The following is a 13,122-nucleotide window of genomic DNA, read 5'->3' on the forward strand; positions in this document are numbered from 1 at the left end:
CCGGAACCGTGCTGCTCGCCGCGGCGGCATGCGCGTCGCGGCGGACCTCGGCCCCGGCGCCGGGGCAGGGCGGGGCGACGGCCGCGGCCCGGCCTTCGCCGCCGTCCGCGATCGCTCTTCCTCCCATCGCGCCTCCCGTACTCCGCATCGGGCTTTCGAGCGACGTGGCGGAATTCGCCCTTCCCGCTCCGGGCGCGCCCTGGATCGTCTCGGGCGGCGGAGAGACGGTCCTGATCGCCGGGCCGGTCTCGTTCCGCGCGCTGGGCGGCGGATCGGTCGTGCGCATCCAGACGGGAGCGTTTTCCGAGGAGGCGACGGCGCGAGCGGCGGCCGCCGACGTCGCCCGGCGGACCGGCCTCGAGGCCTCCGTCGCCTTTTCCGCGGAGAAGGGCCTCTACCGGGTCCGGGCCGGAACCTGGCCGGACGCCGCCGCGGCGCAGGACGGCCTCGCGAAGCTGCACGCCGCCGGGATCGACGGGATGCCCGTCTCGGAGCCTTCCGGAGCGGCGGCGATTCTCGTCCGCGACGGAGCGGGCCGCGAGAGGAGCATCGGGGGCGCCTCCGTCGACGTCGCTCCCGGAACGCCGGAGTTGTGGGTCGTCGTCGGCGGCAAGCCGTATCGCGGCCGCGTTCGCCTGGTCGTCAACCCGCGCGGGGCGCTGAACGTCGTGAACGTGGTGAACGTCGAGGACTACCTCCGGGGCGTCGTGCCGGCGGAGATGGGCCCGAAGCGATTCGACGAGATCGAAGCGCTGAAAGCTCAGGCCGTCGCGGCGCGAACCTACGCGATCGACAACGCCGACGGCTTCGCGGCCGAGGGCTACGACCTCTGTGCGACCCCGAAATGCCAGGTGTACGGCGGGATCGAGGCCGAAGATCCCCTGACCGATCTCGCCGTCGAGCAGACCCGGGGCCGGATCGCGACGTTCCGGGGAAAACCGATCCACGCCCTCTTCACCTCCACCTGCGGCGGCGCCACCGAGGACGCGCGGCTGATCTTCCCGGGCATGGCGGCGCCGTATCTCGCGGGCGTGATCTGCGGCGAGCAGGAAAAATCGATGTTCGACGGCGCCCGGGTTCCGAAGGCCTCGCGCGGCCGAGTCCTGACGGCGCTCGAATGGCGAGGCTGGGTCCTCGAACGACTCGCCGCCGCCCGGAGAGGTCGCGGACGCGCCGGAATCTGGGAAGAGGCCTTCCGCCTCGCCGGATTCAAACCGCGGGGAGGTCCGCCCGCGTCGCTTTCGCCGGGGGCCGTCTACCCGGCGGTTCTCGCGGGTTTTGGACTCGCCGACGATCGGGACGTCCATCTGACGAAAGTCGACGTCGATTACGCGGCCGGACCGCCCGATCCCGCGGCGATGCTCGCGGCCGACGCCCGCGCGGCCTACGAGACGATTTCGCGGCTCCGGATCGGCGACGGAGCGGGGCTTCCCGCGCCGTCGCGGACGATGTCCGAGGCGGAGTTCGGAGGACTGCTGTTTTCGGTCGCGCTGCGGCTGGGAGGGGTCGTCGAAACGACCGGGCGTCTCGCCCGCCGCGACGGCGGAGCCTTCGTCGTCAAGACTCCTTCCGGTCGCGTCGCCGTTCCCGCGGAGACCACGATCGAGCTCGCGCGCGGAGTCGACGGAAAATACTACCCGGCTTCCGAAATCGCGCTCACGTCCGGGGACGCCGTCGGATTCTGGAAGCGCGGGACGGAGGTCCTCGCCTTCTGGGCGGTCGAATCGCCGGGCGGGGGAACGTTCGAAAAGGAGTCCTCCTGGACGGAGTGGGTGCGCCGCGTTCCGGCGCGGGTCCTCGCGCAGCGTCTCGGAAGCCGGCTCGGCGGCACGGAAGTCCGCTCGGTCGACGTGCGCCGCCGCGGCCGCTCCGGGCGCGTCGTCGAGGCCGCGATCGCGACGGAGAAGGGCTCCGTCACGCTCTCCGGGTTCGACATCCGGCAGGCGCTCGAGCTCCCCGAGCTGATCTTCACCGTCGAAAAGGCCGCGGCGGCCGACGGCTCGCCGGAATTTCTCTTCGTCGGCCGCGGGTGGGGCCACGGCGTCGGACTCTGTCAGAACGGCGCGTACGGGATGGCGCTGGCGGGGTCGACGTTCGAGGAGATCCTGAAACACTATTACTCCGGAATCGACGTCACCGCGTACCCGCCGGCTCCCCCCTCCGGACCCGCCGCTCCGCCGTCGTCCCCTCCGTCCGTTCCGCCGGCGGCCCCGTCCCCGGTCCCCCCGGCGGCGCCTCCTCCGGCCGGTTGATCCTCGCGGCCGCGCCGGATGTAACCTTCCGGGAGGGGTCGTCGTTCTATTCGGGGAGAACGGCGATGGTTCTCGGGAGGCGGGAATGAGCCTCCAGATGGTTCGCAGATCGATCCTGGGCGGAGCGGCGGCGGCCGCGATCCTGTTCGGCGGGCTCTGGGCCGGCCGTCTCGCGGCGGGTCCGCTGGGCCGGGCCCGGAACTTCTCGGCGGACCGGATCTTCGCGCGCGTCGCCGACCGGCTCGATCTGTCGGACTCCCAGCGCGACCAGATCAAGGGCGTGCTCAAGGGGCACAAGGACGCGATCCTGACGAACATCCGATCGGTCCGGGCGGCGCGGCTGGCCCTCCGCCGGGCGATCGAAGCCGAGACGATCGACGAAGGCGCGATCCGCCGGAAGGCCGCCGATCTCGGCCGGGCGGAAGGGGAGGCCGCCGTTCTGCGCGCGCAGATCAAGGCGGAGATCCTGCCGGTCCTGAACGACGACCAGAAGGAAAAGCTCGCGGCATTCCGCTCCCACGCCGAAGGAACGGGAGATCGCGTCGCCGCTTCGGTCCAGGAGTTCCTGTCGAAGTGAAGATCTCCCAGGCGCCCTGTTCCGATTCGGATCTCGCCCGCCGGGCGCGCGACGGAGAGGTCTGGGCGTTCGAGCAGCTCGTCCGCCGTCACGCCGCGATGGCGATCGGCGCGGCCGCGCGGATCACCAGGGACGCCGGCCTCGCGGAGGACGCCGCGCAGGAGGCGTTCTGGAAGGCGTATCGGGCGCTGCCGTCCTATCGCGAGGAACAGAACTTCGGCGGCTGGCTGCGGCGGATCGCCGTCCGCTGCGCGCTCGACATTCTCCGGCGCCGCCGCCCGGAAGGGCCGCTCACCGGATTCGAGCGCGCGCCCGGAGCGGAGGAGCGGGCGATCGAAACCCGGAGCCGGCTCGCCCACGCGCTCGCGCGGATCGCTCCGCTCGACCGCGAGATCCTGCTCTCCGTCAAGGCGGAGGGGAAGTCGATCGCGGACGTCGCGAGCCAGCTCGGCATCTCCGCCGTCTCGGCCCGCGTCCGCCTCCATCGAACCCGGATGAAGCTGAAGAAGATCCTTCGGGAGGAGTCATGAGTCCCTGCCGCCGCGTTTCCGCCGCGCTTCGCGCCGGCGTTCCCCTCGCCCCGGATGCCGAGCAGCATCTCTTCGGGTGCGACCGCTGCCGCCGCGTGGCCCGGACGGAGAGAATCCAGCGCGAAATCGAAATGTTCGCCCGGCCGCCCGCGATCGAAGCGCCGGTCCCTCCCGACTTCGTCGCGCGGGTGATGCGCGGGCTTCCCCGCCCGCGCGCGTTCCCGCCGATCGCCGGCGTCTGGAAGTGGGCCGCCGCCCTGGCGATGTTCTCCGCCGCCGCCGGCTACGGTTACGCGGTCTGGGCCGAGACGATCTCCGCGGGACAGCAGGTCGCTTCGACGTCCTCGGCGCCGGTCGAGGAGGCCGCCGTCCTCAATTTCTGAACCGGCCGGGAGGATCCGATCGGCCGTTTTTCCCGTATAGTGGAGAAAACGGGAGAAAAACTCATGAAGGTCGATCGGCGGAAGCTCATCCTCGGGACTCTCACGGCCGCGTCGGCGCCGGTGCTCGTCCGGGCGGCGTCCTCGGTCGCGCCCGCGAGCGGTCTGGGCGACGTCGACATGCTGAACGTGGCGCTCGGCCTCGAGCACGAGGCGATCTACGCCTACTCGCTCGCCGGGAAGAGCGGGCTCCTCTCGGAAAAGGCGAAGGAGGTCGGGCTCGAGTTCCAGCAGAGCCACGAGGGACACCGCGACCTGCTGATGAGGATCATCCGGGAAAAGGGGGGGCGGGCGGTGATGCCGGCCCAGAGCTACGGCTGGGGAGTTCCGCTCAAGGACGAGAAGGACGTGCTCGCGCTCGCTTTCCAGCTCGAGGTCGGAGCGGCCCGGGCCTACCTCTCGGTCGTTCCGAAGTTCCACGATCGGGCGCTTTCCGAAGGAGCGGCGCGGATCATGGGCGACGAGGTGCTGCACGCGACGGTGCTGCGGAACGTCCTCGGACGCGAGATCGTTCCGTCGTTCCGGCTGATCACGAACTGAGCGCGGAGCACTCACGACCGCGAGTGCGAAGCGCTCCGTCCCGGGACGCGAAGTCCCGGGTGGACCTCCCGAAACCCCTCGACCCTCCGGAGGGGCCCTCCTTTTCCGCCGGCGGTCCATAATCCGCCCGTGCTCATCCTCGTCCCTTCGCACGACGACGCCGGGGCCCTGCGCGTCGCGCTGCCCGTGATCCGCGCCGGCATGCGTCCCGGACGCGACCGGCTCGTCGTGATCGCCGACCGGTGCTCCGACGACACCGCGTCGGCGGCGCGCTCGGCGGGAGCGGAGGCGCTCGTGCGCGAAGACGACGCGAGCGGCCCGGGAAAGGGAGGAGCGCTCCGCTTCGCGCTGGCCGCGATCGGCGGCGATCCTCGCGAGCCGGTGGCGATCTTCGACGCGGATTCGGAACCGTCGGCCGGGTTTTTCGAGGCCGCCGAAGCGGCGTGGGCGGGAGGGGCCCGCGCGCTCCAGGGGTTCGTCGATCCGGTGCCGGGCCGATCCCTGCTCTCGCGGATCGCCGCGTACTCGGAGATCGTCTCGCAGCGCATGACCGACCGCCTGCGCGCCTCGCTCGGCTGGGGCGTCCCGCTCCGCGGAACCGGCATGGTGATCGAGCGCGGCCTCCTCTCGGGGGCGCTCGCGCGCTGCGCGACGTTCGTCGAGGATCTCGAGACGACGCTGCTGCTCGCCGCGGACGGCGTGCGAGTCCGGCCGCTCGGCGCGCGGGTTCGCGATCCGAAGCCGGGGAGCGGCGCGGGCGTCGTCCGCCAGCGGGCGCGATGGCTCGCGGGAAATCTCGCGGCGTTCCGCGCGCGAAACGGGGAGATCCGCCGGCTGATGGGGTCGCTCTCGGGCGCGACCCTGGTCGTCGGCCTCTTCGCGAAGCCGCGCTCGCTCTTCTTCTCGGCGCGGCTGATCCTCTTTCTCGCGCTGCTCCCGGCCGCGGGCTCCGCTCCGATCGGCGTCGTCGAGGTCCTGCTCGGGCTCTTCCTCCTGCGGGATCTCGCTCTCCTCTTCGGCGGGCTCGCGGTCGTCGACCGCCCGGGGTTCTATCTCCCGGCGGTGCTCGCCGCGCCGGTCTATCCGCTGGTCTGGGCCGCGGGCGCGGTGCGATCGCTCTCGGCGCGCGGCCGGTGGCTCTCGGCCCGGCGGGGCGCTTGAAGATCCTCTTTCCCTACCTCGCGCGCACGCGCGCCGCCAACTGGAGCCGGTACCAGCAGCTCCTGGCGGCGCGGGCGCGGGCGGGGGACGACGTCACGGTGCTCGAGCCGCCCCCGAGGAAGAGCGACGAGACGAATTACCGGGAAATGGATCTTCCCCTCCCGGCGGGATTCCGGACCGAGGAGGTCGCGCTCCCGCGGGCGTTCTGGGCGATCCGTTTTCCGTTCGACAAGATCGTGAAGAAAGGCGCCTACTCGCTCGCGGCGAATCGCCGCGCACGGGAGATCGGACGGAACGACCCGCCCGACGTCCTCCTCGTCTACAACGTCACGCAGGAGGGCCTGCTCCGGTATCCGGCGCCGGTCGTCTTCGACGTGGCGGACGATCTTCCCGCGATGCTTCGAATCGAAGGGGGAGTGTTCGGCGGGGTTCTGGCCGCCGCCGCCCGAAAGGCGCTCGCGCGGATGGTCGCGGGCGCGAGCCTCGTGACGACGCCCTCCCGAGTGCTGCTGCCCGAGCTCGGACCGGGCGCCGTGTTCGTCCCGAACGGCGTCGATCGCGAGGAGATCGCGGCCGCCAGGAGGAATGCGGCGGAGAACGCCGCCGGGCCGGGAGGCGACGGCCCGATCGGTTTCCTCGGTTCGTTCGAGTACTTCATCGATTTCGATTTCGTGCTCGAGCTCGCCGCGCGCCTTCCGGCTCGCCGCTTTCTCCTGATCGGCGGCGGGCGGCGGTTCGACGAGGTCCGCCGTCGCGTCGCCGGCGGCCGGCTCGGCAACGTCGAGCTCGCGGGGCCGCTCCCGCATCCCCGCGCGCTCGAACGCCTCGCCGCGTGCGCGTTCTCCCTCTGCCCCTTCACCCGGGATGCCGTCGGGGACGGCGCGTCGCCGCTCAAGCTGTTCGAATCGCTGGCGCTGGCCGTTCCCGTGATCGCGACGCGCACCCGGGAAATCCGCGCGGAGGCGCCCGGAAACGTCGTGTTCGCCGACAGCGCCGAGGAGGCCGCTTCGGCCGTCGCCGACGCGGAAGCGCGACCGTCCGAGGATCGCCGCGCTTCGGCGGAGGAGACGGCCGCCCGGGTCCTCTCGGAGCGGAACTGGGATCGGATCGGCGACGAATGGGCGAGGCGGGTCGGCGAGATCTCCCGCACGACCGCGTGACGGATCGCCCGCGCTATTTCCGGTCGGTCTTCTGGATGGGAATGGCGGAATCCGCCGCCCGGCTCGGCAACGTCCTGCTCCAGATCCTGCTCGTCCGGGCCCTCGTGCCCGCCCGGTACGGCGTCTTCGCCTATGCCTACTCGCTCTTCCTGCTCGTCATTTCGCTGACGAGCCTCGGCATCGCCGAGGCCTTCATCCGGGAGGGCGCGATCCGCGGCGAAAGGATCGGCGCGATCCTGTCGGAACACTTTTCGCTCCGCGCGATTTCGGCGCTCTTCGCCGCGGTCGTGATCGCGGCGGTCGCCGCCGCCGGCCGAGCCGACGGGCCCGTGATCCTCGCCGTCGGCGCCTACCTGCTCTTTCGATCGCTCACGAGTTTTCTGGCGACGGTCTTCCGCGCGCGGGAAGTCATCTGGAAGGAGTTCGTCCTGAGGTCCGCGGAGACGGCCGTGATCGTCGGAGTGGGGGCGGCCGCCCTCGCGCTCCGCTGGTCGCTCCCGCGCGTCGTCTGGGCTCTCGCCGCCGCGGGCGCCGCGTGCCTCGCGGGGGCCATCGTCGGATTTCGCGCGCTCCTCCCGGAGTTCTCGTGGCAGCTTCCGGCGGGGGCGTTCCGGCGCATGGCCGCCGCGGCGCCCTACGGCCTGCCGCTGGTCGCCGGAGGCTGGCTCCTCCGCATCGACGTGGTGTTCTTCCAGCAGCTCGGCCGCGACCCGGAGCGGACGGCCTATTTCGCGTCCGCCGTGACCCTCGTCCTCGCGGCGGCTCTCGCGCCGGGCGTCGCGGCCGCCGCCGTGTACCCGACGCTCTCGCGCCGGGGGAGCGGAAAGGAGGCCGGAATCGGCCGCCTGTTCGCCGCGTTCGCCGCCGCGGGGGTTTTGATGGCCGCCGTCCTCGTCGCGGCGGCCCGGCCGCTCGTCCGCATCGCCTACGGCGCCGCCTACGCGCCGGCTGCGGGATGGCTCGCCCGGATCGCGCCCTTCCTGGTCTTTCTTTCCCCCGCGATGTTCGCCGCGACGGTGCTCGCCGCCCGCGGGCGCTCCGTCGTTCTCTGGGCGGTGCTGCTCGTCCCGCTCGCCGGGGTCGCGGCTTCCGACGCCCTCTGCTTTCCGGCGCACCCGGGCGCCGTCGTCCCGACCACGATCGCCTGGGAAGCCCTGGCCTGCGCCTGCGCCGTGGGATTCTGCGGCTTGAGCGCGCGGCGCTCAAGCTCAGCGTAATCAACTGATCTGATTCACGATATTCGTCTTGACAGCACCCCGGCCGTCCGGCCATAATTAGCACTCGTAATCGGGGAGTGCTAACAGGTTCGCGACCGAATCTCAGAGAAAACCGGTCATGCCGGATATGTCAACGAAAGGAGAAGTGGGTATGAAGATTCGACCTCTGTACGACAGGATCCTCGTCAAGCGGATCGAGGAGAAGGAAATCAAGCGCGGCGGGATCATCATCCCGGATACCGCGAAGGAAAAGCCGATGGAGGCGGAAGTCGTCTCCGTCGGAAAGGGAAAGATCAACGAAGAAGGAAAGATCACGCCCCTCGACGTCAAGAAGGGGGACCGGATCCTGATCGGCAAGTACGCCGGCCAGGAGATCAAGATCGAGGACGTCGAACATCTGATCATGCGGGAAGACGAAGTTCTCGCGGTCATCGAGAAGTAAGGAGAAGACACCATGGCTGCAAAGATGATTCTGTACGGTGAGGACGCCCGCCAGCGTGTCCTCCGCGGCGTGAACAAGCTTGCCGACGCCGTCAAGGTGACGCTCGGCCCGAAGGGCCGCAACGTCGTTCTCGAGAAGAAGTTCGGCTCGCCGACGATCACCAAGGACGGCGTGACCGTCGCCAAGGAGATCGAGCTCGAGGATTCGCTCGAGAACATGGGCGCGCAGATGGTGCGCGAAGTCGCGTCGAAGACCTCCGACGTCGCCGGCGACGGCACGACGACCGCGACGGTCCTCGCGCAGGCGATCTACCGGGAGGGCTCGAAGAACGTGACCGCGGGCGCCAACCCGATGGAGTTGAAGCGCGGCATCGACATCGCCGTCCGGGCGGCGGTCGACCACATCGACAAGATCAAGACCGAGGTCCAGGGCAAGGACATCGCCCACGTCGGCACGATCTCCGCCAACAACGACGCCGAGATCGGCCGCATCATCGCCGAAGCGATGGACAAGGTCGGCAAGGACGGCGTGATCACGGTCGAAGAGGCGAAGGGCCTCGAGACCACGCTCGAAGTCGTCGAAGGCATGCAGTTCGACCGCGGCTATCTCTCGCCCTACTTCATCACCGACGCGGAGCGGATGGAGTGCGTGCTCGAGAACGCCAAGGTCCTCCTCTTCGAAAAGAAGATCTCCAACATGAAGGACCTGCTCCCGATCCTCGAGCAGGTGGCCAAGCAGGGCAAGCCGTTCCTCATCATCGCGGAGGAGGTCGAGGGCGAGGCGCTCGCGACCCTCGTCGTCAACAAGCTGCGCGGAACGCTCCAGGTGGCCGCCGTCAAGGCCCCGGGCTTCGGCGATCGCCGCAAGGCGATGCTCGAGGACATCGCGATCCTCACCGGCGGGAAGCTGATCTCCGAGGACCTCGGAATCAAGCTCGAGAGCGTCAAGTGGGAAGACCTCGGCTCCGCCAAGAAGGTCACGGTCGACAAGGAGAACACGACGATCGTCACCGACACCTCCGACAAGAAGAAGAAGGAAGCCATCGCCGGACGGGTCAAGCAGATCCGCACCCAGATCGACGAGACGACCTCCGACTACGACCGCGAGAAGCTCCAGGAGCGGCTCGCGAAGCTCGTCGGCGGCGTCGCGGTCATCAAGGTCGGAGCGGCGACCGAAACCGAGATGAAGGAAAAGAAGGCCCGCGTCGAGGACGCGATGCACGCCACGAAGGCGGCCGTCGAGGACGGAATCGTCCCGGGGGGCGGCGTGGCCCTGTTCCGCGCGATCGAAGCGGTCTCCCGTTCGACGAAGGATTCCACCGGCGACGTGAAGATCGGCATCCAGATCATCAAGCGCGCCCTCGAGGAGCCTCTCCGGCAGATCGTCCACAACGCCGGGCTCGAGGGCTCGGTCATCATCAACGAGATCCGGGAGAAGGGCGCCAACTTCGGCCTGAACGCCGCGACCGAAAAGGTCGAGGACATGGTCAAGTCGGGAATCATCGATCCCGCGAAGGTCACGAAGAACGCGCTCCAGAACGCGGCGTCGATCGCCGGCCTGATGCTCACCACGGAAGCCCTCGTCTCCGAGATCAAGGAGAAGGACAAGGCTCCCGCGGGCGGCGGCATGCCGGGCGGAATGGGCGGCGGCATGGGCGGCATGTACTGATCTCGTCCGGAGACGGGCGTCCGGAAGCACGAGCTCCCGGCGCCGAGTCGAAATCTCAAGGCCCCGGCTTCGCCGGGGCCTTTTTTCTGGGCGTCCGCGGATGATCTCCGTCGGGCGGATGTCGGCGCCGGGCGCATCGGATCGCCGGGCGAAGCCGATGGCCATCCCGAGGCGCCCCCCGGGCGGGGGCGCCGGACATCCGTTCTATCATCGAGGCCCCGATGCAGAAACGAACGGTGGACAGGCCCGTGTGGCGCTGGGCGGCGGTCGCCGGCGACGCCGCGGCGGCCCTCGCGGCGCTCGCGCTCGCGCGCGAGATCCGGCTGCGGCTCCCGCTTCCGTTCACCGAATCCCTGCTTCCCGCGGGCAACTTCGAGCTCCATCCGCGCGCCGTCGCTCTCGCCCTCGCCCTCCAGCTCCTCGCCATGCTGATGTTCGGCCTCTACGGGCCGCGGGCGCGAATGGCCGGATCTCTCTCCCGTCAGCTCCTTCCCGCGCAGGCGGCGCAGCTGCTCGGGTTCGCGACGGTCTTCTACTTCTTTCCGCACCGTGCCGTGCCCCGGAGCGTCCTCGTGCTCTATCTCGCGATCGACGGGTTCTTCCTGTACGCGGAGAGGGCGGGAATCCGGCGGCTCGCGCTCTCCGGCGGCCGGCGGCGCGTCCTGATCGTCGGCAACGCGGTGGACGGCGAAGTGCTGGCGGATGCGATCCGCCGGCATCCGTGGACCGGGATCGACATCGCGGAAATCGTCCGGACGGGAGAAGCGGCGGGCGCTTCGGCCGTCGCGACTCCCGAAGATCTGTCTCGCCTCATCGATCGGACCGGCAGCGATCACGTCCTCTTCGCGCCGGAGGCCGCCTCCTTCCGGGATCGGGCGATCGAGCATCTGGCGTTGAGCGGCCGGACGTCCCTCTGGGTGCTCCCGTCCCCGTACGAGACGCTCATCGGAAGGCTGCGCTTTCGCCCGCTCGGCGAGCTGCCGCTCCTCGAGATTCGGAGCGCGCCCCCGCAGGGCGTCGGCGCCGCGGTCAAGCGGGCGATCGACGTTTTCGCCGCCGCGGCCGGCCTCCTCCTCCTCTCGCCCGTCCTCGCCGCGGCCGCGCTCGCCGTGTGGACCCTGTCCGGCCGGCCCGTCCTCTTCCGGCAGGAACGCGTCGGACGGGACGGAAAGGTGTTTCGCCTGCTGAAGCTCCGCACGATGCGGCCGGACGCGGAGGAGGAAACGGGAGCCGTCCTCGCCTCGCGCGCCGATCCCCGCGTGACCCGGGTCGGACGGTGGCTGCGCACGACCCGGATCGATGAGATTCCGCAGCTCGTCAACGTGCTGCGCGGAGAGATGAGCCTCGTCGGACCGCGGCCCGAGAGGCCGGAGTTCGTCGATCGTTTCGAACGGGAAATCCCCGGATACGCGCTGCGATTCGCGGTCCGGCCGGGGCTCACCGGTTTCGCCCAGATCTCCGGCGAATACGACACGAGCGCGCAGATCAAGCTGCGCTACGACCTCGCGTACGTCAACAACTGGTCGCTCGCGATGGACGCGGTGATCCTCGCGAGAACGTTGCCCGTGGTCCTGTCCCGCCGCGGGTTCTAGCGGGGCGGGAGACGGCCGTGCACGCCGCCCGGGCCCCGGCCGGCGCGTCAATTCCGTTCGGGCCAGAGCTTCGGAGGGACGCCCTTGCCCCTCTTGAGCACCCACGCCAGGGTCCCGATCCGCCGGGCGACGGGCGCCTGGGCGTCCGCCGGGAGTTCCCGGAGCAGGCTCGGAGCGAGCCACACGGCGCGCACGGCGTCGCGCGCCGCGGCCTTCGCGTTGCCGGCCGCCATGTAGGCGCGGCTGAGATTGAGGTCGGTCTCGGGGCGCTCCTGGATCCGGAGGGATCGCCGGTAACGTTCCAGCGCGCCCGCGGCGTCGTTCCGAAGGAGCGATACCGAGCCGAGCAGATAGGGAGGACGGGGATCGTGGGGGAGCGCCGGCTCCGCTTCGCCGAGGACCTCCTCGGCGTCCCGAAGGACGGAGGCGCGGCGCTGCGGATCGGGCTCTCGGGCCGCCACGAGCACGAGCGCCTCGCCTTCGCGGAGCCGCCGGAGCGCCGCACCCTTCCTCCACTCCGGGGCGACGGCGGCCAGCACCAGCGCCGCGACGGCGGCGCCGGCCGCGGCCGCGGCGGCCGGCCCCCGGCCCTTCACGGATCCTCCCGGAGCCGGCGGTCGGCCCGCCCCGCCTCGAGGAGGATCCAGACGGCCGTCGGCACGATCTGCAGGGGAAACCAGGCGAACGCCGCGACGGCTCCGCCGCTCAGGATCGCGGCGGAGGCGGCGGCATCGGGATCGCGGCGGCCGCGCCGGACGACACGGGCGAGGAGGATCGCGGCCGCCGCGATCACGCAGAGCCCCGCCGGAATGCCGGCGCCGGCCAGCAGGTCGAGGTAGTCGTTGTGCGCCTGCGCGAACGAGTTGGTCGCCATCAGCGGGAGGACCAGCCGGCGCCGATATCGCGTCTCCGCGGCGATTCGCGCGGAGGGGTATTCGGCGCCGAAGTTCCCGATCCCGACGCCGGCCGCCGGGTGTTCGCGGATCATTTCCGACGCGGCGAGCCAGGGCGCCGCGCGCGCGGTGAAGGCCTCGTTCCACTCCCCGTGTCTCGCCGCCCGGGCGACTCCGGCGACGCGCGCGCGCATCGGGGCATACACCAGCGCCGCGGCCACGAGCGCCGCCGCCGCGCCGGCGAGGATCCGCCGACCGCGCGCGCCTCCCGCGAGCGCTCCGAAGACCGCCGTTCCCGCGAGGAGGACGGCCACGGCCGAGAGACTCCGGGTTGCGAGGAGTCCGGCGGTCGCGAGCAGGAAGGCGGCGATGGCCGGAAGGCGGGCGCGGCCGGGCCGGGCGAGGAACGGGAGGAGGGTGACCGCCGCGAGCGCGAGCGCGATCCCCGCGTACCCCGCATTTCCCAGGAACGCGCCCAGCCCGGCGCGATCCGTGTAGCCGACGACGACGAACGGCGAGTAGACGCGGGCCGCCGAGAGGACGACCAGGAGGCCGTTCACGGCCGCCGCGCCTCCGAGGACGGCGACGAGGCGCGATCGATGCCGCCGATACGCCTCCGAGGCCCCGACCGGAAGCGCGAGGAGGAAGAC

13 protein-coding genes are annotated in these 13,122 nt (G+C 70.9%); 11 read left to right on the top strand and 2 right to left on the bottom strand.

What is annotated here, in order from left to right; genetic code table 11:
• The 11 genes from VFS34_07130 to VFS34_07180 form a co-directional block, all read left to right on the top strand.
• Positions 1 to 2,252: SpoIID/LytB domain-containing protein (locus tag VFS34_07130; protein ID HET9794218.1), on the top strand; the 2,252-nt coding region annotated here is incomplete at its 5' end.
• Positions 2,253 to 2,349: 97 nt separating this feature from the next.
• Complete coding sequence (locus VFS34_07135; protein ID HET9794219.1) at positions 2,350 to 2,829, top strand: periplasmic heavy metal sensor; 480 nt, start codon at positions 2,350 to 2,352, stop codon at positions 2,827 to 2,829.
• On the top strand, positions 2,826 to 3,359 hold the full coding sequence (locus VFS34_07140; protein HET9794220.1) for a sigma-70 family RNA polymerase sigma factor: 534 nt from the start codon (positions 2,826 to 2,828) through the stop codon (positions 3,357 to 3,359). Before VFS34_07135 ends, VFS34_07140 begins: the two co-directional genes overlap by 4 nt.
• Positions 3,356 to 3,742 carry a hypothetical protein gene (locus VFS34_07145; protein HET9794221.1) on the top strand — a complete coding sequence of 129 codons (387 nt, stop codon included), beginning with the start codon at positions 3,356 to 3,358 and terminating at the stop codon, positions 3,740 to 3,742. The genes VFS34_07140 and VFS34_07145 overlap by 4 nt, the downstream gene beginning before the upstream one ends.
• A gap of 63 nt (positions 3,743 to 3,805) precedes the next feature.
• Positions 3,806 to 4,339 carry a ferritin-like domain-containing protein gene (locus tag VFS34_07150; GenBank protein HET9794222.1) on the top strand — a complete coding sequence of 178 codons (534 nt, stop codon included), beginning with the start codon at positions 3,806 to 3,808 and terminating at the stop codon, positions 4,337 to 4,339.
• Between the two features lie 129 nt (positions 4,340 to 4,468).
• A complete protein-coding gene (locus VFS34_07155; protein ID HET9794223.1) occupies positions 4,469 to 5,500 on the top strand; it encodes a glycosyltransferase in 1,032 nt (343 codons plus the stop codon).
• Positions 5,473 to 6,660 carry a glycosyltransferase gene (locus VFS34_07160; protein HET9794224.1) on the top strand — a complete coding sequence of 396 codons (1,188 nt, stop codon included), beginning with the start codon at positions 5,473 to 5,475 and terminating at the stop codon, positions 6,658 to 6,660. The genes VFS34_07155 and VFS34_07160 overlap by 28 nt, the downstream gene beginning before the upstream one ends.
• Positions 6,618 to 7,877 carry an oligosaccharide flippase family protein gene (locus tag VFS34_07165; protein HET9794225.1) on the top strand — a complete coding sequence of 420 codons (1,260 nt, stop codon included), beginning with the start codon at positions 6,618 to 6,620 and terminating at the stop codon, positions 7,875 to 7,877. Before VFS34_07160 ends, VFS34_07165 begins: the two co-directional genes overlap by 43 nt.
• 151 nt (positions 7,878 to 8,028) lie before the next feature.
• Entirely contained in the window at positions 8,029 to 8,319 is a 291-nt protein-coding gene (locus tag VFS34_07170; protein ID HET9794226.1) for a co-chaperone GroES, read from the top strand.
• Between the two features lie 12 nt (positions 8,320 to 8,331).
• Positions 8,332 to 9,987 (top strand): chaperonin GroEL, encoded by a 1,656-nt coding sequence (groL, locus tag VFS34_07175; GenBank protein ID HET9794227.1) that lies wholly within the window; start codon positions 8,332 to 8,334, stop codon positions 9,985 to 9,987.
• A 221-nt stretch (positions 9,988 to 10,208) separates the two neighbouring features.
• Positions 10,209 to 11,579, top strand: coding sequence for a sugar transferase (locus VFS34_07180; protein HET9794228.1), 1,371 nt, complete (start codon positions 10,209 to 10,211; stop codon positions 11,577 to 11,579).
• 47 nt (positions 11,580 to 11,626) lie between these two features.
• Here the strand turns inward: VFS34_07180 and VFS34_07185 are convergent, their stop codons facing one another.
• Together VFS34_07185 and VFS34_07190 are read right to left on the bottom strand one after the other, a co-directional pair.
• Complete coding sequence (locus tag VFS34_07185; protein ID HET9794229.1) at positions 11,627 to 12,175, bottom strand: hypothetical protein; 549 nt, start codon at positions 12,173 to 12,175, stop codon at positions 11,627 to 11,629.
• Positions 12,172 to 13,122: O-antigen ligase family protein (locus VFS34_07190; GenBank protein HET9794230.1), on the bottom strand; the 951-nt coding region annotated here is incomplete at its 5' end. The genes VFS34_07190 and VFS34_07185, both read right to left, overlap by 4 nt.

This window comes from Thermoanaerobaculia bacterium (assembly GCA_035717485.1).
Taxonomy (GTDB): Bacteria; Acidobacteriota; Thermoanaerobaculia; order UBA5066; family DATFVB01; genus DATFVB01.

Excerpts from the sequence above, each read along its gene's own strand:
- VFS34_07150 (HET9794222.1), top strand. The coding sequence starts at position 3,806 with ATGAAGGTCGATCGGCGGAAGCTCATCCTCGGGACTCTCACGGCCGCG.
- VFS34_07170 (HET9794226.1), top strand. The coding sequence starts at position 8,029 with ATGAAGATTCGACCTCTGTACGACAGGATCCTCGTCAAGCGGATCGAG.
- VFS34_07180 (HET9794228.1), top strand. The coding sequence starts at position 10,209 with ATGCAGAAACGAACGGTGGACAGGCCCGTGTGGCGCTGGGCGGCGGTC.
- VFS34_07145 (HET9794221.1), top strand. The coding sequence starts at position 3,356 with ATGAGTCCCTGCCGCCGCGTTTCCGCCGCGCTTCGCGCCGGCGTTCCC.
- groL (HET9794227.1), top strand. The coding sequence starts at position 8,332 with ATGGCTGCAAAGATGATTCTGTACGGTGAGGACGCCCGCCAGCGTGTC.
- VFS34_07135 (HET9794219.1), top strand. The coding sequence starts at position 2,350 with ATGGTTCGCAGATCGATCCTGGGCGGAGCGGCGGCGGCCGCGATCCTG.
- VFS34_07165 (HET9794225.1), top strand. The coding sequence starts at position 6,618 with ATGGGCGAGGCGGGTCGGCGAGATCTCCCGCACGACCGCGTGACGGAT.